The sequence below is a fragment of the Anaerostipes sp. 992a genome (genome assembly GCF_001940245.1).
Taxonomy (GTDB): Bacteria; Bacillota; Clostridia; order Lachnospirales; family Lachnospiraceae; genus Fimousia.
The window spans coordinates 1-25,947 of sequence record NZ_MJIG01000002.1; the positions used below are offsets into that span (position 1 = coordinate 1).

The 25,947-nt window shown below is 41.2% G+C and carries 33 protein-coding genes, 2 pseudogenes and 1 other annotated feature; of the genes and pseudogenes, 28 read left to right on the forward strand and 7 right to left on the reverse strand.

Translation table 11 applies throughout. From position 1 onward, the window contains the following. Positions 1–820: pseudogene (locus BHF69_RS01550) on the reverse strand (RNA-guided endonuclease InsQ/TnpB family protein); the annotation flags it as partial. Beyond that, positions 750–1,217 carry a MerR family DNA-binding transcriptional regulator gene (locus tag BHF69_RS01555; RefSeq protein ID WP_192846978.1) on the reverse strand — a complete coding sequence of 156 codons (468 nt, stop codon included), beginning with the start codon at positions 1,215–1,217 and terminating at the stop codon, positions 750–752. The gene BHF69_RS01555 and the pseudogene BHF69_RS01550, both read right to left, overlap by 71 nt. 446 nt (positions 1,218–1,663) lie before the next feature. Here BHF69_RS01555 and BHF69_RS14230 point away from each other — a divergent pair, with 446 nt between their 5' ends. Together BHF69_RS14230 and BHF69_RS01570 are read left to right on the forward strand one after the other, a co-directional pair. Further along, on the forward strand, positions 1,664–2,317 hold the full coding sequence (locus BHF69_RS14230; RefSeq protein WP_242946088.1) for a hypothetical protein: 654 nt from the start codon (positions 1,664–1,666) through the stop codon (positions 2,315–2,317). Between the two features lie 260 nt (positions 2,318–2,577). Further along, positions 2,578–3,381: an HAD family hydrolase gene (locus BHF69_RS01570; protein ID WP_075669335.1), complete on the forward strand. Its 804-nt coding sequence runs from the start codon at positions 2,578–2,580 to the stop codon at positions 3,379–3,381. 84 nt (positions 3,382–3,465) lie between these two features. Here the strand turns inward: BHF69_RS01570 and BHF69_RS01575 are convergent, their stop codons facing one another. Together BHF69_RS01575 and BHF69_RS01580 are read right to left on the reverse strand one after the other, a co-directional pair. After that, a complete protein-coding gene (locus BHF69_RS01575) occupies positions 3,466–3,888 on the reverse strand; it encodes a PIN domain-containing protein (RefSeq protein WP_075669336.1) in 423 nt (140 codons plus the stop codon). Beyond that, on the reverse strand, positions 3,885–4,100 hold the full coding sequence (locus BHF69_RS01580; protein WP_075669337.1) for a type II toxin-antitoxin system Phd/YefM family antitoxin: 216 nt from the start codon (positions 4,098–4,100) through the stop codon (positions 3,885–3,887). Before BHF69_RS01580 ends, BHF69_RS01575 begins: the two co-directional genes overlap by 4 nt. 178 nt (positions 4,101–4,278) lie before the next feature. Further along, positions 4,279–4,523, forward strand: a binding site (T-box leader). Positions 4,524–4,607: 84 nt separating this feature from the next. Here BHF69_RS01580 and aspS point away from each other — a divergent pair. The 4 genes from aspS (at position 4,608) to BHF69_RS01595 (ending at position 7,787) form a co-directional block, all read left to right on the forward strand. Beyond that, positions 4,608–6,359 (forward strand): aspartate--tRNA ligase, encoded by a 1,752-nt coding sequence (gene aspS, locus BHF69_RS01585; RefSeq protein WP_075669338.1) that lies wholly within the window; start codon positions 4,608–4,610, stop codon positions 6,357–6,359. A 61-nt stretch (positions 6,360–6,420) separates the two neighbouring features. After that, positions 6,421–6,543: a hypothetical protein gene (locus BHF69_RS14515; RefSeq protein WP_278276944.1), complete on the forward strand. Its 123-nt coding sequence runs from the start codon at positions 6,421–6,423 to the stop codon at positions 6,541–6,543. A 56-nt stretch (positions 6,544–6,599) separates the two neighbouring features. Beyond that, the gene (locus BHF69_RS01590; protein ID WP_075669365.1) at positions 6,600–6,887 is read left to right on the forward strand and encodes a PqqD family protein; all 288 of its coding nucleotides are present in this window, start codon (positions 6,600–6,602) and stop codon (positions 6,885–6,887) included. Positions 6,888–6,896: 9 nt separating this feature from the next. Further along, entirely contained in the window at positions 6,897–7,787 is an 891-nt protein-coding gene (locus BHF69_RS01595; protein ID WP_075669339.1) for a hypothetical protein, read from the forward strand. 80 nt (positions 7,788–7,867) lie between these two features. Here the strand turns inward: BHF69_RS01595 and BHF69_RS01600 are convergent, their stop codons facing one another. Beyond that, entirely contained in the window at positions 7,868–8,974 is a 1,107-nt protein-coding gene (locus tag BHF69_RS01600) for a radical SAM/SPASM domain-containing protein (protein WP_075669340.1), read from the reverse strand. A gap of 71 nt (positions 8,975–9,045) precedes the next feature. After that, positions 9,046–9,486, reverse strand: coding sequence for a hypothetical protein (locus BHF69_RS01605; RefSeq protein ID WP_075669341.1), 441 nt, complete (start codon positions 9,484–9,486; stop codon positions 9,046–9,048). A 232-nt stretch (positions 9,487–9,718) separates the two neighbouring features. On the opposite strand from BHF69_RS01605, the gene BHF69_RS01610 reads away from it, so the two are divergent. The 5 genes from BHF69_RS01610 (at position 9,719) to BHF69_RS01635 (ending at position 13,543) form a co-directional block, all read left to right on the forward strand. Next, a complete protein-coding gene (locus tag BHF69_RS01610) occupies positions 9,719–11,446 on the forward strand; it encodes an IS1634 family transposase (protein ID WP_075669342.1) in 1,728 nt (575 codons plus the stop codon). Between the two features lie 234 nt (positions 11,447–11,680). Continuing rightward, entirely contained in the window at positions 11,681–11,965 is a 285-nt protein-coding gene (locus tag BHF69_RS01615; RefSeq protein WP_075669343.1) for a PqqD family protein, read from the forward strand. Next, a complete protein-coding gene (locus BHF69_RS01620; RefSeq protein WP_083650943.1) occupies positions 11,955–12,680 on the forward strand; it encodes a radical SAM protein in 726 nt (241 codons plus the stop codon). The genes BHF69_RS01615 and BHF69_RS01620 overlap by 11 nt, the downstream gene beginning before the upstream one ends. Further along, positions 12,649–13,032 (forward strand): TnpV protein, encoded by a 384-nt coding sequence (locus tag BHF69_RS01625; RefSeq protein WP_075669345.1) that lies wholly within the window; start codon positions 12,649–12,651, stop codon positions 13,030–13,032. The genes BHF69_RS01620 and BHF69_RS01625 overlap by 32 nt, the downstream gene beginning before the upstream one ends. A 208-nt stretch (positions 13,033–13,240) precedes the next feature. After that, the gene (locus BHF69_RS01635) at positions 13,241–13,543 is read left to right on the forward strand and encodes a hypothetical protein (protein WP_075669347.1); all 303 of its coding nucleotides are present in this window, start codon (positions 13,241–13,243) and stop codon (positions 13,541–13,543) included. 121 nt (positions 13,544–13,664) lie between these two features. Here the strand turns inward: BHF69_RS01635 and BHF69_RS01640 are convergent, their stop codons facing one another. Then, positions 13,665–14,711 (reverse strand): hypothetical protein, encoded by a 1,047-nt coding sequence (locus BHF69_RS01640; RefSeq protein ID WP_075669348.1) that lies wholly within the window; start codon positions 14,709–14,711, stop codon positions 13,665–13,667. A 337-nt stretch (positions 14,712–15,048) separates the two neighbouring features. Here BHF69_RS01640 and BHF69_RS01645 point away from each other — a divergent pair, with 337 nt between their 5' ends. The 17 genes and pseudogenes from BHF69_RS01645 to tnpB form a co-directional block, all read left to right on the forward strand. Beyond that, positions 15,049–15,285 (forward strand): helix-turn-helix domain-containing protein, encoded by a 237-nt coding sequence (locus tag BHF69_RS01645; RefSeq protein ID WP_075669349.1) that lies wholly within the window; start codon positions 15,049–15,051, stop codon positions 15,283–15,285. Then, positions 15,282–15,575 carry a hypothetical protein gene (locus tag BHF69_RS01650; RefSeq protein ID WP_075669350.1) on the forward strand — a complete coding sequence of 98 codons (294 nt, stop codon included), beginning with the start codon at positions 15,282–15,284 and terminating at the stop codon, positions 15,573–15,575. Before BHF69_RS01645 ends, BHF69_RS01650 begins: the two co-directional genes overlap by 4 nt. Continuing rightward, positions 15,559–15,864: a molecular chaperone gene (locus tag BHF69_RS01655; RefSeq protein WP_075669351.1), complete on the forward strand. Its 306-nt coding sequence runs from the start codon at positions 15,559–15,561 to the stop codon at positions 15,862–15,864. Before BHF69_RS01650 ends, BHF69_RS01655 begins: the two co-directional genes overlap by 17 nt. Positions 15,865–16,288: 424 nt before the next feature. Beyond that, positions 16,289–16,886: pseudogene (locus BHF69_RS01665) on the forward strand (recombinase family protein). 222 nt (positions 16,887–17,108) lie between these two features. After that, a complete protein-coding gene (locus BHF69_RS01670) occupies positions 17,109–17,525 on the forward strand; it encodes a PqqD family protein (protein WP_083650947.1) in 417 nt (138 codons plus the stop codon). Between the two features lies 1 nt (position 17,526). Continuing rightward, on the forward strand, positions 17,527–17,913 hold the full coding sequence (locus BHF69_RS01675) for a hypothetical protein (protein WP_075669353.1): 387 nt from the start codon (positions 17,527–17,529) through the stop codon (positions 17,911–17,913). Positions 17,914–17,993: 80 nt separating this feature from the next. After that, positions 17,994–19,103 (forward strand): radical SAM/SPASM domain-containing protein, encoded by a 1,110-nt coding sequence (locus BHF69_RS01680; protein WP_075669354.1) that lies wholly within the window; start codon positions 17,994–17,996, stop codon positions 19,101–19,103. Between the two features lie 82 nt (positions 19,104–19,185). Further along, positions 19,186–19,563, forward strand: coding sequence for a hypothetical protein (locus tag BHF69_RS01685; RefSeq protein ID WP_158022537.1), 378 nt, complete (start codon positions 19,186–19,188; stop codon positions 19,561–19,563). Between the two features lie 129 nt (positions 19,564–19,692). Then, the gene (locus tag BHF69_RS01690) at positions 19,693–19,962 is read left to right on the forward strand and encodes a hypothetical protein (protein WP_143249451.1); all 270 of its coding nucleotides are present in this window, start codon (positions 19,693–19,695) and stop codon (positions 19,960–19,962) included. A 48-nt stretch (positions 19,963–20,010) separates the two neighbouring features. After that, positions 20,011–20,379, forward strand: coding sequence for a recombinase family protein (locus BHF69_RS01695; RefSeq protein WP_075669357.1), 369 nt, complete (start codon positions 20,011–20,013; stop codon positions 20,377–20,379). Positions 20,380–20,429: 50 nt separating this feature from the next. Next, the gene (locus BHF69_RS01700; RefSeq protein WP_075669358.1) at positions 20,430–21,287 is read left to right on the forward strand and encodes an AP2 domain-containing protein; all 858 of its coding nucleotides are present in this window, start codon (positions 20,430–20,432) and stop codon (positions 21,285–21,287) included. An 89-nt stretch (positions 21,288–21,376) separates the two neighbouring features. After that, the gene (locus tag BHF69_RS01705; protein WP_075669359.1) at positions 21,377–21,874 is read left to right on the forward strand and encodes an SPASM domain-containing protein; all 498 of its coding nucleotides are present in this window, start codon (positions 21,377–21,379) and stop codon (positions 21,872–21,874) included. 333 nt (positions 21,875–22,207) lie between these two features. Then, positions 22,208–23,092, forward strand: a complete 885-nt coding sequence (locus tag BHF69_RS01710) for a hypothetical protein (protein ID WP_075669360.1) — start codon at positions 22,208–22,210, stop codon at positions 23,090–23,092. Next, positions 23,083–23,562 carry a S24/S26 family peptidase gene (locus BHF69_RS01715; protein ID WP_075669361.1) on the forward strand — a complete coding sequence of 160 codons (480 nt, stop codon included), beginning with the start codon at positions 23,083–23,085 and terminating at the stop codon, positions 23,560–23,562. Before BHF69_RS01710 ends, BHF69_RS01715 begins: the two co-directional genes overlap by 10 nt. Before the next feature lie 182 nt (positions 23,563–23,744). After that, the gene (locus tag BHF69_RS01720; protein WP_075669362.1) at positions 23,745–24,368 is read left to right on the forward strand and encodes an AAA family ATPase; all 624 of its coding nucleotides are present in this window, start codon (positions 23,745–23,747) and stop codon (positions 24,366–24,368) included. 61 nt (positions 24,369–24,429) lie between these two features. Further along, positions 24,430–24,843: an IS200/IS605 family transposase gene (gene tnpA / locus BHF69_RS01725; protein ID WP_075669363.1), complete on the forward strand. Its 414-nt coding sequence runs from the start codon at positions 24,430–24,432 to the stop codon at positions 24,841–24,843. Positions 24,844–24,847: 4 nt separating this feature from the next. Beyond that, positions 24,848–25,947: IS200/IS605 family element RNA-guided endonuclease TnpB (gene tnpB, locus BHF69_RS01730; RefSeq protein WP_075669364.1), on the forward strand; the 1,100-nt coding region annotated here is incomplete at its 3' end.

The following is a 25,947-nucleotide window of genomic DNA, read 5'->3' on the forward strand; positions in this document are numbered from 1 at the left end:
ATTGTCTATTCTATGATGTAAGTTTCTGTACCTTTAAGTACTTGTTTTTGTAATATTTTATCTAGTGGTCTTCTCCTTTCTATTTTATTGTTGTCGTTTTTTTAAGTCTTCGTATTTTCTCGATAGACAACGCTTGTTCTCTTTTTAATTGTTTCTCTAATTTTCTTATTTTTGCAGTTTTATTGATATTTTTCTTTGTAATACCATTACTAATAATTGCAAAATCTTTAAGTCCCAAATCAATCCCTAATCCAAAATTATTTAATTGTGGTTTATTCCAATCAGGAATCTCTATTAAAACTGATACATAATATCTTCCAGCCTTGCAGGAGACTGTACCACTTTTAATCACATATCCTTGCTTTGTTGTTGGAATGTAACCCTTTTCTTTTAATCTTACCCATCCAAGAGTAGGGATATTAATTCGATGTCTTTCACAGAAACAATCTTTTGGATTATTTTTCACAAAATACATTTTCACATCTGACTTATTCTTTTTTTTAAATCTGGGAAATCTACTTTGCTTTTTAAAAAATCTGGTAAAAGCAGTATACGCATTTTCCATGGATTTTTTAACTGACTTAGAACTCACATCTTTTATCCATAAATATTCTGGATTATTTAGTAGAAATTCATTATTTAGCCATACACTAAAAGATTTTGCTGTCATAAATTTTTCACCTTTGTTATAAAGTTCTTTATTATGAGCAAGGTAAAAGTTATAAATAAATCTACAAGTTCCAATTGTTTTATTTATCTTTTGTATTTGTTCCTGCGTTGGGTTTATTTCCGTTTTGTAACTCTTTCGCAATTTCCTCATCCTCCTTTATCTGATTTTTATACTTGCGAAATCCATACAATCTACAACTGAACACATGTAAGATTGATATAATATCTTGAACTAATTCTTCATTCGGTGAAAGAGTTTCATTGTTTACAATAATACCTTTTGCATTACAGAATTGTTTTAAAAACGCTACTTGATTTTGTAGATCATCTTTTTGATTTCTTGTAGAAACTCTTGCATATATTACTGTGTCCCTTATATCATTCTCTGTTTGGATACCTTTGAACTGTAAATATTGATCATAAGTATAATATCTTCTGTTAGTTGGAGTACGATTTGCTTTGAGAATTCCATCTCTGTCCCAACGTTGAAGAGTTTTTACTGACACTCCAAGTAATTCAGCAAAATCTTTTGGTTTATAATTTGTGATATTTGATGTGTTCATAAATAATTCTCCTTTCTTTATAAACACATTGCATCACATATAAACATATTTGTCTGTATTTTTGGTTGTTTAACAATCGCTCCTAATACATATATATTTAGCCGAAGCTATTCATTTATATATGATACCACTGAAAAACTGGAACCGCAAGAAAAAGAAAGCCTTGAGTTTCCGCAGTTTTATCCACAGCCTCCCAATTTTGCATACATTGTTATAAACAACTTTCAAAAAATACCAAAAATATAAGGAATCAAACTCCTTTTTGATGTAACATTTAATCACCACAAAAAAATCATACTAAACAAAAAGAAGGAGGATTCCCTGTGGTTCATTTTACATCAAATACTTATCAAATGAAACGGCAAATTTTATCTTTTTCAAATAAAATTTCTAGAAACCTTCCGAAACCTGAAAGAAAGTTTATTGCGGACATGAATTATGGTATTCTCGCTTCCGGCAGCTGCCTGCTTACCGATATCGTTGACCAATTACAGGAACCTTCCAGAAAGATCAACATCGTTGACCGCCTTTCCAGACATCTGGCCAAAGGAATTCCCAAAGATGCTCTTAAGTCTTATCTGACACAGGTCAGAAAATGGTGTCCCGACCACCCGGTCATCCATATCGATGACAGTGATGTTGTGAAACCTGACGGTTATAAGTTCGAATCCCTCGGATGGGTACGGGACGGTTCTGAAAGCACTGCAACAAACAGAGAGATCAGATCGAAAGACGATGTGATAAAGGTTGCGCGACTCTACTTTTCCAGATGGAAAATAGAAGAATATTTCCGATGTAAAAAGCAGATGTTCCAGTTTGAAAACTTCCGGGTACGGAAACTGAAAGCAATCAATGCTTTGATACCTTACTTTGTGCATGGCATTTCTGGGCCATATTTCTATGAGATCAGAAACGAATATGCCGAAATCTGCAATTATACAGACGGCAGATCCAATCAAAGAAAAAGTAACATTCTGCTATTACCGGCTGGCAAAAGGTATCTCGGGCATACTGTCGTATGCAAAAGAAGGCATCAGGCTCTGGTTCAGGACGAAACGTCCTGCATACCGTCAACTCTGCCTTAAGCTGGCTGTTTGAATAGATAAAAGAATATGTCTCCCAAAGTCCGGTTCCGGCGGGGCTTATTAAAGTGCCTCTATTCATAAGACTGCCACTCTATACTTCTCAAAAAATCGGCAGATTGGTACTTTGGTCAGACATATTCATTTTTTTATTACAATTTGCGGAAACTCAAGAAAGAATTGCAACCGGTGGTTATCTGCGATAAAATAAAGGAAAATGCAGGTCTATGGGGAGATGTGACGGCAGCCAGGAGGGAAATAGAATGTTAAGCAGCAAAGGATTACTATTATTTGATTATGACGGAACGTTGGTAGATGGAAGTATTGGAATTCACGAGATCAGTGACGCAACGGTAGAGGCACTTTGTCAGGCAAGAAGCAATGGATATCTGACCGTTCTGGCATCTGGAAGAAGTATTGGGATGGTAGAGCCAGTGAAGCATCTGTTCGATGGATTTATTACGACAAATGGAGCATATGCAAGAATCAAAGGAAAAGAATATCACAATAGGACCATTGATAAGGATGTATTGAGAAGGATGATGGAGTTCTTCCAGGATAAACATGATCGAATCTATGCGAATGTAGAAACACAGGATTATTGTTATGTAACAAAGATGAACAGTGACTTGTATGAACGGATCATGGAATACTTTGGTCTGGACCGTTCCAAGTTCAGCCAGTGGGAAGGGCAGTATGATACAGATTATAACAAATTGACGGTGATGTACAGCGATCGGGCAGCCTTTGAGGAATTGTATCAGAGCTTCGGAGAAGAATTGGAGATCATTGATCATCCATTGGAAGATTATGCTGAAATTATGCCAAAGGGCTGTACCAAAGGATCTGCACTTCGGGCAGTGATGGAGAAGAGCGGGATGCCGGCAGATAACATCTATGCATTTGGCGATAGTGAGAATGATTATACCATGCTACAGGCAGCAGGGCATGCGATCATTATGGGCAAGCATAGTCCGATTGTGGAGAAAGTGGCTGATTTTGTGACCCTTCGTGTCGAAGAAGAGGGGATTCCATTTGCGTTGAAGCACTATGGGATTATTGAATAAAAGCCTTTAGCGAATGGCATTCTTGAAATGGGTACAAAAAGGACGAGGTATGATCAAATGGTTGATTATACCTCGTCTGTATAATTATTCATTTACATTGAGCAAATTCAGAAAATCGGATGGTGAATATACTGGCAGCGGTGCTTTCACATAATCTTTTAAATTACGCGTTACAATGCAATCCATTCCGCTGCGAATGGCAGATTCTACCATAACAGCATCTTCAAAGTCGGAAAGATCGGATGAAATTGCCTTTCTGCAATCAATCCCACTGGTATCAAGTAATTCAAATAATGCGAACAAAGTGTTTAAGATACGTCGCGTTTCCTTATCGTCATGGGTACATCTGTGAGTGAGGTAGTAAATGTCCGTAGTAGATTTTGCAGTTAAGAACCCAATAAATTGCTTATTCGCTACGGCCAGAAATAATTCCTGTGCCTCTTTACAGAATGGTTCTCGGCTTTGCAGAACATCAATGATAATACAGGTATCGATGAGCACTCTCATAATTGATCTCTCTTTTCTGCCTGCGCCTCTTCTAATGTGATATCTGCGGGTACAGCACCAAAAAGTGATTTTGCCATATCCACTCGGTCCTGGTAAGGATTAGTAAGTTTTGCAACTACTTTTCCATTCCGAGTGATAAAGATATCTTCTTTTTCTGCAAGGAGAAGATATTTGCTAAGGTTTAATTTTAATTCTGTAGCAGTAATTGACATGATAGACGCCCCCTTTCATACATCATTGGATTCACTATTATTATATCCTATTCGTACGATTTTAACAATGAAATCGTGCGAAGTTTCATCAGTAAAATTTTTTTAAAAGATTGACAATCTACGGTATTATCATGTATATTTAAAATAGTCTGTTTTGACATTTTACTATTAGAACAGACGATGGGCGATGACGAAGAGAAGTAACACAGAAGATCGCTTCCAGAGAGCAGAAGATGGTGAGAATTCTGCAGAATGAGTCTGTGTGAATAACACTTTATCAGCCGCGATCCCAACGGCCATATCATGAATGGCCAAGTAAGTGAGCCGTCAGCCGCACGTTAGTCGGCAAGGTTTTTCAACCGATGAGTGACTGCTAAGCAGTAAATCAGGTGGTACCGCGGACAAAGACTGTTCGTCCTGACGTTTGTGATGGATGAAGGGTCTCTTTTTTTTACAATAGAGATTCATCCACAGAAAACCAGCATTCATGTTAGAAGGAGAAACTTTATGAACACATCAAACATTTATCGTAACCGATTATTAAATGAAATCAGTGAGAACGATATTGGATCCACGTTAAAGGTAGCTGGATGGGTAGAGAACATCCGTGACCATGGTGGAGTTTCCTTTATTGACTTAAGAGATATGTATGGAGTATTACAGATCGTAATGCGCAATACCGATTTATTAGATGGAATCACAAAAGAAGATTGTATTTCCATCGAAGGGGTTGTGGACAAACGTGACGAAGAGACCTACAATCCAAAGATTCCAACCGGAACCATTGAATTAGAAGCCCATAGCGTAGAAATCTTAGGAAAGGTATACAAGCAGCTTCCATTTGAAATCATGACTTCCAAAGAAGTTCGTGAGGATGTCCGTTTAAAATACCGTTATTTAGATATGCGTAATAAAAAAGTAAAAGACAATATTATCTTCCGTTCTCAGGTCATCAGCTTCTTAAGACAGAAGATGACAGAGATGGGATTTTTAGAAATTCAGACACCAATTCTTTGCGCGTCTTCTCCAGAAGGTGCCAGAGATTATATCGTGCCATCCCGTAAGTTTAAAGGTAAATTCTATGCACTTCCACAGGCACCACAGCAGTATAAGCAGTTACTGATGGTATCTGGTATTGATAAATACTTCCAGATCGCACCTTGCTTCCGTGATGAGGATGCCCGTGCAGACCGTTCTCCAGGAGAATTCTATCAGTTAGACTTTGAAATGAGCTTTGCAACTCAGGAAGATGTCTTCCGTGCAGGAGAAGAAGTATTAACGGCTACCTTTGAAAAATTTGCACCAGAAGGAAGTCAGGTAACCGCCGCTCCTTATCCAGTCATCAGCTACAAGGAAGCGATGTTAAAATATGGAACAGACAAGCCAGACCTTCGTAACCCATTGGAAATCGTAGATGTGACTGATTTCTTCCAGAGATGTACATTTGAGCCATTCCACGGCAAAACGGTACGTGCGGTCAATGTTCATCAGCAGATGTCCAAGAAGTTCCATAAGAAATTCGAAGAATTTGCCAAGAAGATTGGTATGGGAGGACTCGGATACCTTCAGGTTCAGGACGATATGACATACAAAGGACCGATCGATAAGTTTATTCCAGATGATATGAAACAGGAAATTGCAGATATTGCAGGCTTACAGGCTGGAGATACCATTTTCTTCATCTGTGATAAAGAAAAACAGGCTGCCTTATTCGCAGGTCAGATCCGTACGGAATTAGGAAATCGTCTGGACTTATTAGAAAAGAACGCATATCGTTTCTGCTTCATCAACGACTTCCCAATGTACGAATACGATGAAAAGGAAAAGAAGATCATCTTCACACACAATCCATTCTCTATGCCACAGGGTGGCTTAGAAGCGTTAAATACGATGGATCCAGAAGAAATCTTAGCTTACCAGTACGATATCGTATGTAACGGGGTAGAATTATCCTCCGGTGCGGTTCGTAACCACAACCTGGATATCATGGTAAAAGCATTTGAGATCGCAGGTTATACCGAAGATGATTTAAAAGAAAAATTTGGTGCATTATACAATGCATTCCAGTATGGTGCTCCACCACACGCTGGTATGGCACCTGGAGTAGACCGTATGATCATGCTTCTTCGTGACGAAGAAAATATCCGTGAAGTCATTCCATTCCCAATGAACGGAAATGCGCAGGACTTAATGTGCGGTGCACCAGGAGAAGTAACCGAATTACAGCTTCGTGAGACACACATCAAGGTAAGAAAATAATTCAGATGAGAAACGATAAGAAGGCTGGACTCAGGATGTTATGAGTCTAGCCTTCTTAAGGTTGAATATTGTAGATATGCGCTATCTGGAATCCGATTATGCCAGAGGGTATCGCCATATGATCGGATATGGAATTGCATTTGAGAAGAAACGATGTTTTATTAAGATGCTGGCAGTAGAATGAAAGACCAAGAGAAAAAAGTCTTGATAAAAAAGAAAGAAAACAGAGGAGTGATAGATATGAAAATCGTAAAAGAATTTATCTTAAGAGAGATCGCAGGGGAATGTATCTTAGTGCCAACAGGAGCAACGACACAGGAATTTAATGGGTTGATCACCCTGACGGATACAGCCAAATTTATCTGGGAAAACTTGGAAAAAGCAGAAAGTGAGCAGGAGATGATCCAGATGGTGTTGGATGAATATGAGGTGGAGGAAGAAATCGCGGCGAGAGATGTGCGAGGATTTGTTAGTGAACTGGTTCGTGTCGGGTTTGTAGAATGTACCAGAGAAGATAAGACCTGGTAGGATGGATATATGAGAACGGGTTATTATCAGATGGGACATGCTTTCTTCCGGTTACATCTGCCGGAAGAGATCATGACGCCTCCAAATCTATCAAAATTCCAAATTCAGGATTCACAAAGGCCAGAAGAAGGGTATATCGATTATACACTGGAAGTTGTGGAAGATTTCAATAAGATACAAGATTATGTGGAACAGCATCGGATTGGGCCAGAAATTACAAGAAAAGACCTTCGTGTATGGAATACGGCAAGTGGAGAATGCCGCATCTTCTATATTGAAGGCAATCCAGTGCCATATGGAATCAGTTTGCAGCAACAGGAAAAGAACTATCATGTCTGGATCAGTCAGGAAATCCAAGAACTATTGTGCTGTGATACGATCTTCTTCTCCATGTTTAGCCTGGAAAAGCATATGATTCATCAGGATGCCATGATCCTTCACTGTGCGTATATGGAGCATCCCAAAGGAGCAATCTTATTCTCTGCAGCTTCTGGGGTAGGAAAATCCACACAGGCATCTTTGTGGAAGACATACAGAGGCAATCGTACCATGAATGGAGATCGCTCTCTTCTAACCATGGAAAATGGAACATGGTATGCCAATGGATGGCCGGTGTGTGGAAGCTCAAAAATATGCCATAATGAGGCATTACCAATTCAGGCTATCGTGATGCTAAAACAGGCAAAGGAAAATAAGATTTCAAGGATGACTGGCTTTGAGGCACTTCGTCTGGTTATGGAACAGATTACGATCAATGGATGGAACGGGGAATTTCAGATGCGAGTGATGGATTTGCTGGAAGATCTGTTGAATAAAGTTCCTATTTATCAGTTGGAATGTGATATTTCCGAAGAGGCAGTGAGATGTTTAGAAGAGGTTTTGGAGAGAGGAGAAAGATAAAAAAGAGAAAATTCAGATAAATCTACCCCAACCTTTTTAATGGGATAGAGTGTCTTTGAATTTTCTCTTTTTAAGGTTATTTATTTTTGTTCAGATGTTGTCAGGTGCTTTTTCTCGATAAAAAGAAGGCGAAGAAATTCTTCTGTATATTGGCATAAATAGTCGGGAACACCATCATAAGAGCCAGTTTCTAATAATGCACTTGCCACACAGGTTTTACAAATAGGGCGAAGGGAACAGGTACTGCATTTGGAATTGAGAAGAAATTCCTTTGATTCTGTAGAAAGCTGGTTCCATGCTGATGAAAATCCAGTTTCAAATACACGAATAGAAGGTTTAGGAAGCACTACGCAAGGACGCATCTCTCCCTTCCAGTTGATGGTAAACGAGCAGTTGCCTGCCAGACAGGAAATTTGTCTGGTATAAGAGTGATCTGCATTTTGGACATTATAAATGGAGTGATTCACGTACTGATGAAATGCCTCTGGATGAAATTCTGTTTTTAATGTTTCCATATCTGCACGAGCTGCTTCGACTGGACCCAATCGGGATTGTTCCTCATAAGTTTTTTTTCGTTCATGTAGGCCAGGGAGCATATAGGTATCCATATGGACAGGAATATGAAGCTCCTGTCCAATGGCATAAATTCTTTTCATATCTTTTTTATTTTGTTTTGTAACACTGCCGTTGATCTTCACATCCACACCCTCATTTTTTAAACGTTGTATCCCTTTTATGGTTTTGTCATAGCCTCCTGGATAATGACACAATGTCTCATAAGCAACATCATCGGCACCATAGAGAGTGATGTTGATTCTTCTGGGTTTATGTTGACCGAAAAAGTGGGCCCAATCCTCATCGATTAAGGTTCCATTGGTATTGATGGTAAGAATCATGCCCATCTGCATCAATTCCAGATAGAGCTTTTTAAAATCAGGAAACAGGAGAGGTTCTCCGCCCGTCAGCAGTAAAAATAATACGCCCGCATCCTTCATCTCCCTACCCAATTGGATCCATTCTTCTGCTTTGTGTAAATGACCCTGTTGTTCCATTTCCTTACGGCTTAGTCGAACATAACACATATCACAGTTCATGTTGCAGAGGGGAAGAAGTTCAATGCTTGCAGAAATTGGTGTGTGATTATTGAGTGCTTTTTTGATTAAAAATTTTTCAAAATTACCGTTCATTCCGCTATATACCTCCTGTGACAACAATGCGGCCGACAAAGGTTGTCGACCGCATATAAAATTCATGCTTGTTATGAACGGTTTATGTGAGTAGAATCCACGGATTCTACATAGCCCCAATGATTCCAAGTTCTTTCCGTATTAGAAGTGTGCCAATAGATGACGTCTCCAGAATCTATGACATTATTATTATTAACATCTCCCCAATAATCTAATCCACCGTAAAGTGTACCTTGTTCACTATTGTTTTCAAATTCAAATGTAACGTTAGTTCCATTTGTTTTAAAATAGTTATTGGTTGCAGTACGACAGGAACCGTTATGGCTAAATGGTCTATCATAAGGTCCTTCAGAATTTATCCAATGATTATAGTATGGAGCATTGATATTGTTATTCCCTTGAGTAGCATAGGAGGTGTTATTACTACAACCGACCTTCCAACAGGTTGCTACATATTCATTTGGTTCAAATGTTTCACATTCCATTCTAGGAACTACATATGTTTTTTTCATTTTTATCCACTCCCTTATTAACTGTTATATTTTAATCTACAAAATTATCATTTATAGTACATCTATACTCTTAAAATAATATAGGATTTTTGCCCGGGAGTTTGACAGTTGAATAATAGAAAAAATGCTTGCAGGCCGCATAAAACCTGCTTTTTTTGTGTCAACTTTTTTGTTTCACTCTATTGTATTTTATTGCAATGTATGATAAAATATAGAAAAGGAAGTGTTTTTTATGAGAATTATTACATCAAAATCAAAGAATGCCGAATCATTCTATATCTCCAAAGGTTACATTAACGATAAAGGCGTAAGTACTTCTGTTATTGTCCGTAAGCTGGGAACCCTAAAAGAACTTTTACCGGAACACGGGCCAACACGTGATGATGTAATGGCTTGGGCAAAAGAAGAAGCCAGGCTTGAAACATTAAAATATAAGCAGGAGCAGGAAAACAAACGAATACAGATTACTTTTCACGCTGACAGGCAGTTGGATTATAATAAACATACTTTCTTCCGCGGCGGATACCTCTTCCTGCAATCTATTTATTATCAGTTACAATTAAACAAAGTGTGTCGTAAATTAAAAACAAAATATAAATTTAAATATGATATCAATGCAATTCTTTCCGATCTGATCTACGCAAGGATCCTGGAGCCTTCCAGCAAACGTTCTTCTTTCAAAGCTGCGTCAGAATTCTTAGAAAAACCTTCTTATGGACTTCATGACGTTTATCGTGCATTGGATGTCCTTGGAACAGAGTGTGATCTCATACAATCAGAAGTTTATAAGAACAGTCATTTTTTCGAAAACAGAAACGATAAAGTACTTTACTATGATTGTTCGAACTATTACTTTGAGATTGAACAGGAAGACGGCAGTAAAAAATACGGAAAAAGCAAAGAACACAGGCCGAATCCTATCATCCAAATGGGGTTATTTATGGATGGTGATGGCATTCCGCTTGCCTTTTCACTCTTTCCCGGAAATGCAAACGAACAGACTTCATTAAAGTCATTGGAAAAGAAAGTCCTTGGAGAATTCGGTTGCCAGAAATTTATCTATTGCAGTGACGCCGGACTGGGCTCCGAGGATATCAGAGTTTACAACCATATGGGAGAACGCGCTTATATCGTGACCCAATCGATCAAAAAACTGAAAAAAGAAGAAAAAGAATGGGCTTTGGATCCACAGGGATTCAAAAGAGTTTCTGATGATACGCCCGTTGACATCACCAAACTGCCTGCGGATGATAAGGGACTTTATTATAAAGACGAACCTTATACTACAAAGAAACTTCATCAGCGCCTGATCGTCACATACTCGCCTAAATATGCCCTTTATCAGAAAACCCTTCGTGAAAAACAGGTAGAACGGGCGCAAAAAATGCTGGATTCCGGGAGTACAAAAAAGAACCGTAAAAATCCGAACGATCCGGCCCGTTTCATCGGGAGTGCAGCGGCTACCAAGGATGGAGAATCTGCTGATATCCATCATTTCCTGGATGAAAATAAGATTGCACAAGAAGCTCAGTATGATGGGCTCTATGCTGTATGTACTGATCTTCTGGATGATGAAGTCGGCGACATTTTAAAAGTCAGTGAGGGCAGATGGCAGATAGAAGAATGTTTCCGTATCATGAAAACGGATTTTTCAGCAAGACCTGTTTATCTGCAGGATGAGAACCGTATCAAAGCACATTTCCTGATCTGTTTTCTCGCACTGATGATCTATCGTTTTCTTGAGAAAAAACTCGATTCAAAATATACCTGCGAAGAACTGTTGGACACTTTGAAAGCAATGAATTTTGTTGAAGTTCAAGAACAGGGATTTATCCCAACGTACAAACGTGAGCCGATTACAGATGCTCTTCATGAAGCTTGTGGCTTTCGAACCGATTATCAATTCATAACAAAAAGTAAAATGAAAACAATTCAAAAGCAAAGTAAAGGAAGAGAATAAATTACTATACTTCGTGACAACGCCCAAAATCGCTGCAGCCCAGTAAATGCAAGGGATACAGCGATTTTTTCTTTTACTAACTGTCAAAGACGGGATAGTACATCTATACTCTTAAAATAATATAGGATTTTTGCCCAATTGTCAAGGAATTTGAGGATAGCTTTTTACATTTTCCTGTTAATTTTAGTTAAAGAAATAGTAATTTAGTGGAGTATATAATAGGTAGAAGGGTCAATGAGAAAGTATAGAAGTAAAAAGGAATATGTATTACGTGAAATTACAGGGATGCCAGTCTTGATTACAGTAGGTTCAGGAGTAGCAGATTTTAGTGGAATTATTAATTTAAATGAATCTGCTAAGGTGTTGTGGAATTGTTTGCAAAATGGAACTGATTTTGAAGGATTGTGTGATGCACTTTTGGACAATTTTGATATTTCGAGGGAACAGGCTGAAAAAGATGTACTCGATACGATAGCCTTTTTGACTGAAAGAAAGATGATAGAAGAATATGAACAGTAGAAGGCGTATACCATTGAATGGAACATTTGAATTGACTGGACGTTGTAATCTTAGTTGCAAGATGTGTTTGGTTAGGGTAAACCAAGAAAGAATAAAAGAATTACAATTAAGAGAACGGACGGCAAGAGAATGGATTCGTATGGCAGAAGAAGTGAGAGATGCAGGAACTCTCAGTTTATTATTGACTGGTGGGGAAGTAATGTTACGTGCTGATTTTTGTGAAATTTATGAAGCAATTTCACAAATGGGCTTTTTATTATCTGTCTATACCAATGCTACTATGGTAACAAATGAAATTATGAAACTTTTTGAAAAATATCCACCTCATAAGATTGGAGTTACAATGTATGGGGCTTGTAATGAAACATATGATAGATTGTGTAATTGCATTAATGGATATGATAAATTTTTAGAAGGAATAGAAAAGTTATCTGCCTTGCCTTCTCTTTTTGACATAAGGACAACCATTGTTCAGGATAATTTAGAAGATTTATCACGAATGAAGGAATTCCCAGTTCAAAAATTTGGTGAGGACAAAATTCTTCACATAAGTCGGAATGTAGTGGATAAAATTCGGGGAGGATATGCCATAATTCATGGTGACGAGTTCAGTTGCCTTGAATTAAGCATGAACAGGGACACGATCAACTGGATTCGTATAAAATCGAATACAGGAGGTCGCTATGGAGAAATTAAGGAAACGTATCCACGATGACAGCAACGGCCTGGATTATGTTCTGGTTGGTGATTATTACATACCCGCCTTAAAAATGCCAGAAGAAAGCCGTTCCATTGGGCGGTGGGGCCGGATGCACCAGGCATATCTCAAAGGACATCGCCCCGGTCAGTATGCCGAATTACTTTTGTCGGGGAACCTATGGACGTATCTCGCTGATCTGGACGAACAGGCCCAGACCCGGTTTGAAGTCATTGTCAGACAGATGAAGGCTGCCGAATATGTCACGGAAGATTTGAAGTGTCTGGACTGGCTCGGCTGGGTGAAGGCTATGAACAGCATCTGTAACCGGGCTGAGGAAATTATCCGGTCTGAGATGATCTATCTTTAGGGGAGGTGATTGTCTATGAGATACCGCATCGAATACGCCGATGGGCGCTGCTGTAACTTTGCTAATGGCAGGGCTGACCTATTGGAATGGCTGAAACTGCTGAAAGGGGAGGAAATCTCCGACATCCGCAAGGTTTACAAGAGCGGCGTGTCTGATTCCGTCCTGGAGACATACCGGAATTATATCCGGCGGCATAGGAGGGCTGCTTATGGGTACGGATATTGAAAAGCTGGTCGATCTGATAATCCAGGAGCGGATGCAGAGCCAGTATAGTAAGTGGCGGGAGGAAGAAACCGGCAAGGAAAAGAAAGAGGATTTTATTCGGCTGGAAACTGAGTATGAGGAAGCAATCAGCGCATTGTCCGAGGAACAGAAAAACGCTGTGCGGCATTATTGTGATTCTATCTTCGATACCGGCGCAGAGAGTGAATGTTTCTTTTACCGGCTGGGACTGAAAGACGGAATCCGGCTTTGGAAATTTATGAAAAAGCTGATGAAAACAGTCAGATAAAAATCATAACAACAGGATATAGAAGTTTATGAATGGCTCCGGGCCGTCTAATCGCAGAGGTTAGGCAGCCCTTTTCATAGCGATTGGGGGGCGGTACAAAATTGTACCACCCCTGTGACAGTCAAGAGCCATCCATTATATCCAGCAGGAGGTTTTTCTGCATGATGATCCAGTTTCGGAATTCTTCGGGGCTGGATTCTTTGTTTTTGACCAGGGCTTTCCTCCGTAGGGCCTCCTTCTTGAAGCCCTCAAAGGCTTCCTTCATCCGGGCCAGACGGTCGGCTGGGAAACCGGGCGTTTTCTTCGCTTTGTTGATGACATTACGCCAGCCCTGGCATTCGTTCTTGTACTGGTGGTCGTAATCATTCTCCCTGGCCCGTTCGTCAAACTCCCGTTTATTCTGGAGCGCCTGCTTCTTCCGGCATTTGTCGCTGCACAATTCGTACCGGAGGCTCTTTGCCAGGAAGAATTTTCCGCACACCTTGCACTGCCGGAAATACAGCCCCCAGTCGCTCAGGCGGTTCAGGTAGTAGGTGATAAGGGGCAGGAAGGAATCATAGGCCGCCACGCACTCCATCCGGCGTGAGCTGTCCGGGAACCATAAGTCAAGCCGGGTATGCTCAGCCGGCGTCCTGCGGTAGTACAGGCTCCTGGTGTCCAGCCGCCCCGGCGTGCCGGATTCCGGGTCGTATTCCATAGCGTTTTCAATCCGGAAGGCCGCCGTGAGCCTTGCCATTTCCGTGATAAATTTCTCGCAGGCAATCTCCCGCCTGCGTTTTTCACGGGTTTTCAGATACGCATTCCAGATACGGAATGCGGTGTACTGGCAGATCGGTTCCCCGGATTGGTATTTCCCGGAGAGGAATTTCCCGGCGGCCTGTTCCAACGCTGGCTGTTCCCATCGGTTGGTGTGCATCGCGTCCCGCAGCGGGGCCAGGCCCAGCCGGTTCCAGTTGCCTTCCGGGTCTTTGTCAAAGCGGATCAGCAGGGTTCCCAGTGGATTTGTGGTATCGCAAGCCAGCTCTGCGCCCTCATTTCCTTCCAGCCGGGAACGGACTTCATCCTCGGTGCCGATCAAGACCCTTTCTTTTAACTTTTTCCTGTCCAGTGTCAGGACAAAGATCACTTTTTCCCGGCATGGCTCCTGCCGGATAAACTGGTACTCCACTTTTATGCCCTCCGTTTATGGTAATTCTATAATTTGATAATATCTGTTACACACATGGTATCATAGAAATATTGTTTTGTCAAAGTTAATCGGTTATGGTGATTGTGCGTGGTAATTTCGTATCACTGAGTACCTTGACAACTAAATGACCGTCCATACTGTGATAAACCGCCATGACCCCTCTAAAAAAGAGGGCGAGCGCACCGGAAAATCCGGTGACTTGTGTATGCCGGGCAGGGCAGCACAAAGGAAACAGCAACCATCGATGAAAATCGCTGGTGGGTAAAACGGCAATCCGGATACTAAAAAGGAATCATATTTTTTATGGAGGTACACAATGAAAGAAAAACAGAAGTTCAGAAACTATGATGATCTCCCGCTGGTGCTGGACGTATCCGACATCCAGCACATTATGGGGATTTCCAGGATGAGCGCCTATGAGCTGGTGCATACGCCGGGCTTCCCGGCTTTCCGCAGCGGCAGGCTGATCAAAGTCAGCAAAAAGGCGTTCTTTGACTGGATGGAGAAAGGGGCTGGAACCCAACATTTGAAAACGGAGGTGCATTGCTTATGAAACTGACCATGAAAGAAAAGAAACTGCTGAACACCTATGGATGCCCGGACTACCATAACACAGTAACGCGGCTGAAATGGGTGACGGCGCTGACCATTGACCCGGAGGCCAGATGCCGGATGCTGGGGCTGGCCCGGAAGATGGAGACGGAGGTGGACGGGGGGTGGTACGGGGACTTTTACCATCATCTCCGCATGGAGATGGACGAGTATTACCGGATCAGACGCAGCCTGCGTGTACTGGAATCTGAAACAGAGTATGGGGAGGATCTGTATGAAGAAGCTGTCTAAGTATGAGAAAGAAACCGTCATCAACTGGAACGAGGCAGAGAACCTTGCCAGCATTTACACGTTCAACGCCAGCCTGAAGCGCCGGCTGGCGGATTTCAGCCGGAAGTATCCGCTGCTGTGCCGGTTGGAGCGCAGCACGCCGGAGGGCAGCGTGACCTATGTGATTGAAAAGTCCCGGCTGTCGATCCGGCTGGTGCCGCCGTACAGCGAGGAACGCCTGGCTGCGGCGAGGGAGTACGCAAAAGAGCATGGCTTCCAGGTATTGACGCCGGAGCCGAAAACCGCATGATTCCGGGGCGATTTACGGGAAAATGCCGGGTCTGCACCCGGCGTTTGGAACGTCAATCCCCGCAGGCGTATTCCGCACCCATTCCCTGTTGGCAGGCATAAATGTATGGGTGCGGGAGTACAGAGGGCAGCCAGCCCTTTGTTGGGGTCAAGGGGCAACGCCCATTGGGCGGGTACAGGGCGGCAGCGCCTGTGCGGAGTGTAGAGGCGGCGAGCCTTCAGAAGCTGCTCTGGCAAGGATGCAGGAAAAACCGGCAGGAAACAGAAAATAGAAAAGAACAACAGAATCTGGTACAATCCAGGAAGGCAGTGTGTCAACAGACGCTGCACTGCCTTTTTGTTGCTTTCCGTCAGAGTGGAACAGGCAGGCAATGGCAGATGGAAACGAACACTCTCCCCTGCCAGGAAAGGAGGAAGCAACGACAATGACGTATGGCTATATCAGTGTCAGCAGCCGTGACCAGAACGAAGACCGACAACTGGCCGCCCTGCAGACATTGGTACCGATAGAAAATATTTATATGGACAAACAGTCCGGGAAGGATTTCAACGGGCCCCAGTATCAAAAGATGGTGCAGCGGTTAAAAAAAAGACGATCTGCTCTATATCAAGAACATCGACCGTCTGGGACGCAATTTTGAGGAGATCCAGAACCAGTGGCGGATGCTCACTAAGGAAAAGGGGATCAACATTGTGGTGCTGGATATGCCGCTTTTGGATACCCGCCGGGGGAAAGACCTGATGGGGACCTTCTTAAGCGATATTGTTTTACAGGTTCTGTCTTTCGTTGCAGAAAACGAACGGACGAATATCCGGCAGCGTCAGGCAGAAGGGATCGCCGCAGCAAAAGCCAGGGGCGTGAAGTTTGGCAGGCCGCCGATCGATCCGCCGGAGAAGTTTGAAAAAACAGTAAAGCTGCAGGAGGAGAAAAAAATAATCATCCAGGAAGCCGTTCGTCGCAGAGGAATGAGCGAATCCACCTTTTACCGCAAGGCCCGGATGCATCGAACGGTACAAAAATGAACTGTCAAATGGTGCGCATTTGTGAATGTTGACGAAATCTGCTTCCGCTCCTCGCCTAATAGCATAAAAAACAAATGATTTTGCGAAACAAACCCCAAAATGCTTGCTTTTCCAAGGGATATACATTATAATATTAGCTATAAAGATTCTTGCTATAAAGCATACTGTCTGATTGGCATCCCTTCATAAGAGATATCCAGAAAAAAGTGAAGAAGGTGTTACATGAAAGATTATAAAAAACCGGAGTTCCACTTTATTCGTAATCCAGACGAACTGAGTGGCAACGAACTGGCAAAACTGTCAGATGGCGAGCTGTCCAAATATCTCAACAGTGACGGTTATCAACGGGAAAAGAAGAAATACCGGATCAAGCCTGGCTACATACTCAGGGAAATCGCTGGAGAATATGTGATTGTTCCAGTCGGGGCAGAAAGCAAAAGCCCGCTGGAGAATACGGTGATGGCGCCAAACGGTTCGGCGGTTTTTATCTGGAAACATTTTGAGGAGCCCAGCACTCTGGAGGATGTGGTTGTCCAGGGAATGCTGGAATATGATGTGACAGAAGATAGAATGCGGAGATCTGTAGAGAACTTCGTAACAGACGCATTAAATTATAAGATATTAGAGGAGGTAGAGTAAAATGAAAAAAACGTGGGAAGAACCGAAAATTATGGTTCAGAAGTTTATTCCTAACGAATATGTGGCAGCGTGTGGTGATAGTGGTGTTGTCTATAATTTTGAATGTAATGCAGGTGAAGAAGATACAAATTATGCTGTAAAAGATTCGAAGGGAAAGGTAGCAACAATTTCTGGAAGTAAGATGGATGGTTGGCTTTCTTATTATAGTCCTTGTGGAGAAACGCATGAAGCAGACTCTAATTCTGGATTCCTGACGGGGTACCATCTTGATAATCCATGGACAAGCGAGGATGAGAATATTGCGGTTGTCATTTGGACTGATAATAATACCGATGTTCACTGCACTACGCAGCTTGATATGAATAAGTGGACAACAGCGAAATCCTGATAGAAAAACAGTTATTTTTTAATAAAATGATTTAGAACCGGAGCGTATGCTGCCGGTTCTTTTCATAAAGGAGGGAACCGATGGCTTGTATGGACAATGGAGCTTCGTCTGTGGAGCATACTCTGATCAAACGAGCAAAAGAAAGAAAAACCCCAATTAACGGTAGCTTAGAGTTGCTCCCTCTCTGCAACATGAACTGTGATATGTGCTATGTTCGGCTGAGCCGGGAAGAAATGGAGCAAAAAGGTCGGCTTCGCACGGCAGATGAATGGCTGGAGATCGGGCGGCAGATGAAAGAAGCTGGAGTTCTGTTTCTCTTACTGACAGGAGGAGAGCCGCTGCTGTTCCCGGATTTTAAGCGAATGTATCTGGAAATGCGGGGAATGGGCTTCATCCTGACGATCAATACCAATGGAACCCTGATAGATGAGGAATGGGCAGTTTTCTTTGGCGAGCATCCTCCCCGACGGGTCAACATTACCCTTTATGGCGCAGATGAGGAAGACTATGAGAGACTCTGCCATTATCCCGGCGGATTTCAAAAGACAGTCCGTGGAGTTCGGCTGCTTCGGGAGCATGGAATCGACGTGAAAATCAGTTTCAGTGTAGCAAAGGCCGTACGACAGAGCATGGGCAAAGTATTTTCCATTGGGGAAGAGCTACAGGTTCCCGTACATATTGATCCTTATATGATGCCTGCGGTGAGGGAAAGGAACCGCCCCTTTTCCAAGCTGACCCGTGTCCTGCCGGAAGATGCAGCGGCAGCCTCTCTGGAGGCGCTGAAATTACAATTCCCCAGAGAAATCTATGACCAGTATGTTGAGCAGACGATTACACGGGTGGAAGATCCGGATTTCCCCCGGGGTGACGGACATGTGTCCTGTCTGGCTGGAAACTGCTCATTCACCATCAACTGGCAGGGGCAGATGCGCCCCTGCGTCATCCTGTCGGAACCTTCGGTTTCAGTTTTCGAAAAGGGCTTTGCCGCTGCTTGGAAAGAGATAACAGCGGCTACACAGAAGCTAAAGATTTCGGAAAAATGTATGCAATGCCGGTATAAGCCAATCTGCAAGGTATGCGTGGCCGCTTCACTTCTGGAGACGGGATCTTACGAAGGAATTCCGGATTATCTTTGCCGGTATTCTGAGGAATATTACCGCCTGCTGAAGGAGGAATGGGATCATCGATAGAGTATTTCGGATTGGGGATTTCTGTTTCCGTATTATATTGGAACTGCCCTATGCAGCCCCAGATCATTTTTTACAGTTTGCTGTGGAAACGGGGAAACCGGAGTATATCTACCGGCTGCGGGAAGTTCATTCTCTTCCGGTATTGGATGGGAATCAGATTGCCTGGCGCCCGGATATGGAAGTGGTCCGGGACGGAACGAAAGAAATACGTCTGATCGGGATAAAGGGAAAAGTTGGATATTATGCGTGTTATCAGGAAATATATTCCAGAGAGGCGGAGGTTTTGGTAACCCGGTTGGTGCGGGACCTCATGCCTTCGGATACCGTGTATAGTTCTCTGTTTGCTCTGGATCGTCGAATGATTGAGTATGGAGGACTGATCCTGCACTGTGCCTATATAAATCATCGGGGAAAAGGCATTCTTTTTTCAGCTCCATCCGGAGTGGGGAAATCCACGTAGGCGGCATTATGGGAGAAATACAGGGGCAGTGAAATAGTCAATGGAGATCGGACACTCCTTCGGAAGAAAGAAGGAAAATGGCTGGCGTGCGCCTGGCCAGTTTGTGGTTCCTCGGACATCTGCAAACGGATGGATATATCAGTTTATGCCATCGTCATGCTCCGACAGGGCAAGGAAAACAGCGTGGTACGCCTGTCACCTGCAAAGGCGTTCCGTCAGTTATATCCTCAAATGACGATAAACCAATGGAATCCAGAATTTATCCAAGCTGCAATCAATGGAATCGAAAACCTGATTTTGCAGGTTCCTGTCTGGCAGCTGACCTGCGATATGACTGAGGACGCTGTCAAGTGCCTGGAGGCTGCAATCTTTCCAGATACAACAATAAAGATGCGATAAAGCAAACAGATGAACAAAAAACCGAAAGGAAGACGATAAGTCTTTCATATGGATAATATCAAATATATTGCTGAAAATTTAGGGAAAACAGGAATGCCTGTGGAAAAGATTGCCGATGTCCTTGAAATGGATCTTGATATCGTAGGGTTATGGCTGGATGATGCGGGGATTGACCCAAAAAACTATAAAGACGTGATCTATAAACGGCAATTGGATGGCATCGCTGCGGCAAAAGCAAAAGGCGTAAAATTTGGCCGCCCGAAAGTCGAGCCTCCGGATGATTTTCCAGAGATCGTAAATGCGCTGGAGAATAAGGCGATTACCGCAAAAGAAGCGATTAAACGAAGCGGTATGGCGGAAGCTACCTTTTATCGCCGGTTACGGGAATACAGAAAAAATCGTAAGGAAAATGTTTAAGATGCTCCCTGTTCTGATGAATATTATCAGGCTTTCATTGAGGTGGTGTTTTGAAAGGGAAAAATCTGGCAGGAAAACGCTTTGGAAAATTAACTGTGCTGGAACCGACGAAGCAGCGTGTCCGCAATGCGGTTGTCTGGAGATGCAGATGTGACTGCGGAAATGAGATCCTTGTGGAGAGTCGCTGCTTAAAACCAGGGGTTATCTATAGTTGTGGGTGTGAGAAATCCCCTTTTGATGGTGTCAAAGATCTGACAGGACTTCGATTTGGGAAGCTGTCGGTTATTGGAAAATCAGGGAATAAAGCCAAAGACGGTAATCCGTTATGGCTTTGCCAGTGTGACTGCGGCAACACGATAGAGACTACAAAAAGGAGGCTGATCACTGGGAATACCAGAAGCTGCGGGAAGATACCGCCCCTGAAAGACTGGGTGGGTAAACGGTTCGGGATGCTCACAGTGTTGTCTTACGCACGGAAGGAAAATGGATTCCATATCTGGCACTGCAGGTGCGACTGTGGCAATGAGGTAGATGTCTGGCAGTCCAATCTGCAGAATGGATGGACAATAAGCTGCGGATGTCAGCGTGATCCAAAGAAGAATCTCCATTATAAAGATGGTACCTGCTTGGAAATGCTCCGTCCGGATGTTATATATAAGACGAATACCAGTGGCGTGCGTGGAGTTTACTACAGTAATAAGCGGAATAAATGGATCGCCCAGATCATGTTTAAACAGAAATGCTATTATCTTGGAGGCAATGACTGCATCGAGGAGGCAGCTGAGGCCCGCCATATTGCTGAAGAAAAACTGTTTGGCGATTTCCTAAAGTGGTATGATACGACATATAAAAAATCGAACACGAACAATCGAAAGAAAAAGGAGGTTGGCATTTCACTAAAACGTTGAGTGGATGGATAGAATTGATAATGTAACTTATACTACCCTTCTCCTTCGTGGAGAGGGGGTATTTTTTTGCCTTTTTTTGAATTCATCACTTGACATTGTGGCAAAGAATTGCTAGTCCGCGAGAAGTTAGATTAACTCCAAAAAAAAATGTGGAGTTGGTTTATCCTTGGATTTTAAACATTCAAGACCAGATTAAAGATAAAAAAAGAGGAACAGTCCCAGAAAAACTTAATTTAAAATGTAATAGGGAAAAATTTAAAGGGCAATACATATTTGAAAATTGTGGAGCCGGGATTAATGAATATACAATTTCTTGGAGCGGTCGTATGTATGCTTGTGGTTTGTTGAATGATGGTTATACGGAACCATTTATAAATGGTTTTGATTACGCATGGAGAAAACTTCCGGAAGTATATCCTCAAAATAAAAAAATTGAAAAATGCGAGTCCTGTAAGTATATAGGATTGTGCGAAACCTGTCCGGCTAATCGTCTAGCAGAAACAGGAGATTGGTTTGGAGTACCTCAGTACGCATGTGACGAAGCAAAGGAAATATATCAAATATTATCCAAAATGGATATTATATAAAGTGTAATTAATAAGGAGGAATTATATTATGAGGAATGTAAGATATGAAAGTCCAAAATTTGAATTTCAGGAAATGAGATTATTCTAGAGGGTAGCAGACAAATGTTGGGGATATGCGTATGCATGGTATGATGCAGATAAAGATGGTGCAATTGATGGAGGCGAAAAAGTAGAACTTTCTACTTTAGGCTTAGGTAATACAGGATGTCAGGGAAAGGACGCAAGAGAAAGTTTAAAAACATATTTTAAAGACAACTTTGGTGTGACACTTTCAGATGATGATGTTAGTACTAATACTGGATCAACGGTAGTTATTGGTTCTAATAGTTAATTATGGAAGATTATCGTTTTACTCGGGTACCTAAGAAATTATGTGTTGGTGATTTTGTAATTTCTTGTTCCAAACAGGGAATTGGTCCTAAAGCTAATATACCTTTTTCTGGTATGGCCTTTTATTCTCCGCAAGAAACAAGAGAATTTTTTAAATTTAAAATTAATCAAGTAGAGCCAAATAATAAAGAAAAATTATTATTTGGCTCTGATGAGTTTTCCATACCTACTTTTTTATATCAAAATGAAATAGGAGAATTTGATTGGATTACAAAGGACCATAGCGGAGCAGTGAAATTAGCTTTTCGAATTTCTTCTGATTGGAAGAATTTTACTCTTTATGAAGACCATACAAACACATTAGGAGAGAGGGCTTTTCACCAATTTGGTTCTTTGTTCTCTTATGCTATATTGAATCATAATGCATGTGTTTTTCATGGAGTAGTGATGGAATATAGTGGAAAAGGAATCTTGGTGATAGCACCATCTGGTACAGGCAAGACAACACATACTCGCTTGTGGCGGAATTATAAAAATGCTTTAATTATAAATGGGGATTGTTGTCTTTGTAGAAAGATAGATGGAAAATGGTATGCATATGGTATGCCTTGGTGTGGTTCATCCGGAGAATATATTAATCGAAGGGTTCCAATATCATATATTGTTAATTTAAAACGAGGTAATAAGAATTTTGTCAATCAATTATCTGCTTTTGATGCGAGTATTTATCTTATGCAGAGAGTATTTGCTCCATTCTGGGCTGGACAGATGCAGGAAAATGCATTTTTGATTTGTGAAGAATTAGGAGCTACGATTCCTATGTTAGAATTACATTGTTTACCTAATAGAGAATCTGTAGATGTATTGGAAAGAGCAATATGGAAATAGAGATGAGCAATAGAAGATTTGTTTTATCAAAAGATTTATTTTCCGTTATTATGGAATTAATTAATGAACAGCATCAGGCCTCATTTACCGTCACCGGTATGAGTATGTGGCCTTTTATCTGTCACGGTAGAGACAAGGTTATTGTTGAGAAGATTGATCCAGAAAAACTAAAGAAGGGGGATATCATTCTTTTGCAGACTCCTTTGGGCAATTATCTATTGCATCGCATTACAAGAATAAAAGGCGATTGTTTTGAAACCACCGGAGATGGCAATTGTTTTGGAGACGGATGGTTTCCTCGAAGCTGTGCCAGAGCAAGAGTGGTAAAGATTATTCGTAAGGAGAAAGAGATGGATTGTGATGCCTTTGGCTGGAAGATAATCTTTGGGATATGGAGTATTTGCTTTCCAATTCGTAGATATCTTTTAGTAGCTTTGCGAGGAATATCTAGAATGAAAAATCGTTTTTGATAAAAATTAAAAAAAGAATCGAATCATGACAAAGAGAGAAGAAATGAATGCAGTTTTTTCTCTCTTTTTATGTGTAAGGGAATACCGTTTGTTGTAACGAAACTAAAAAATAGGTATAATAGAATCAGAACAGATATTTGTAAAAGGAATACTGAGTGTTTCGTTTGAATGGTGGTGAAATTATGGCAGTAGGATTAAATTTGAAAGAGCCCTATAGACAATATCAAAAAGTATATAATTCGGATTATTTTGTGGATAAGTCTGAAATTCTAGAAGAGATCGTTCCGCTACTGAATACAGAGGCATGCTATGTCTGCGTAACACGGCCGCGTAGATTTGGAAAAACGCTGATTGCACAATTATTGGCTGCTTATTTTACAAAAAATATGGCTTCCAGTAAAATCTTTGATACATTGAAGGTGAGCAATCAGCCATTTTATAAAGAAGAATTGAATCAGCATAATGTTATTTATATTGATTTTAGTAATATGCCAAGACAGTGCTCTGAGTATGAACAATATGAGAATTACCATCAGGAAAAAATAATAAAAGCAGTAGCTAGAGCATATCCTGATATTTTGGCAGATGAACAGGATGCAGTATGGGATGTATTGGATAATGTATTTGAAGAAACGGGAGATCAGTTTATTTTTATTATTGATGAATGGGATGCTTCGTTCCAGATGCCATGGTGTTCGGAAAAAAATCGCGAATGCTTTATTCTCTTTTTAAGTAATTTATCCTCTTCCAGAAAGAAGACTCCCACCTCTAAGGTGGGAGATGAATTGCGTCTGTTACCTACTTGATATTGTGCTCTAATCATAGTATAATATATTCAGTCGAATAATAAAGAAAGGTTGAAATACAATGAATTTGGATAATAATGCACATTCAGTATTCTTACTACACTATCATCTTGTGATTGTGGTCAAGTACCGTAGACAGGTTTTCGATGATAATATTTCCAGTAGGGCGAAAGAGATATTTGAGTATATTGCTCCAAATTACAATATCACTCTTGAAGAATGGAATCACGACAAAGACCATGTACATATACTTTTCAAGGCACACCCAAATACGGAAATAAGCAAGTTCATAAACGCATATAAAAGTGCAAGCAGCAGACTTCTGAAGAAAGAATTTCCACAGATAAGGCAAAAGCTGTGGAAAGAACATTTCTGGAGTCAGAGCTTTTGTTTGCTTACAACAGGTGGTGTTCCAATTGAAGTGATTAAAAAATACATAGAAAGCCAAGGACAAAAGGAACGAAAAAGGAAGTGACAGAGTGGCAAACAAAGCATATAAATTCAGAATATATCCCAATGATGAGCAGAAAATTTTGTTTGCCAAGACTTTCGGCTGTGTCAGAATGGTGTACAATCATTGGCTTGATAGAAAAATCAGGCAGTATGAGGAGAACAAAACCAATGTAACATACACTATTTGTGCAAAAGAAATGGCTGAAATGAAGAAAACGGAAGAGTACGCATTTTTGCGGGAAGTAGATAGTGTATCATTACAACAATCGCTCCGACACCTTGATACGGCATTTCAAAATTTTTTTAAACAGCCGAAAACAGGTTTTCCAAGGTTCAAATCAAAAAAGCGTAATAAAAACAGCTATTCAACAGTTTGCATCAATGGTAACATAACCATATCCAATAGATATTTGAGATTGCCAAAAATCGGACAAGTCAGATTAAAACAGCACAGACCGATTCCGAATGAATACAGACTGAAATCTGTGACAGTAAGTCAAACACCAAGCGGAAAATACTATGCAAGTGTTCTTTTTGAGTATGAAAATCAAGTACAGGAAAAGGAGATGCAAAGTTTTTTAGGTTTGGATTTTTCCATGCACGAATTATATCGTGACAGTAACGGTAATGAGCCTGCATATCCGAGGTATTATAGGAACGCAGAGAAAAAATTAGCGAGAGAACAACGCAGGCTTTCCAAAATGCAGAAAGGTTCTAACAATCGCAATAAGCAGAGAATTAAGGTGGCAAAACTCCACGAAAAGGTTTCCAATCAACGAAAAGACTTTCTGCATAAGCAATCAAGGCAGATAACCAATGCTTATGATTGTGTATGTGTAGAAGATTTGGATATGAAAGCAATGTCACGGTTGATGAATTTTGGAAAATCTGTTTCGGATAACGGTTGGGGAATGTTCACAACATTCTTGAAATACAAACTTGAGGAACAGGGTAAAGAGCTTGTGAAGGTGGATAGATTTTTTGCAAGCAGTCAGATTTGTTCTGCTTGTGGTTACAAGAATACTAAAACGAAAAATCTTGCTCTCAGAGAGTGGGATTGTCCGCAATGTGGAACACATCACGACAGAGATGTAAATGCTGCCATAAATATCAGAAACGAGGGAAT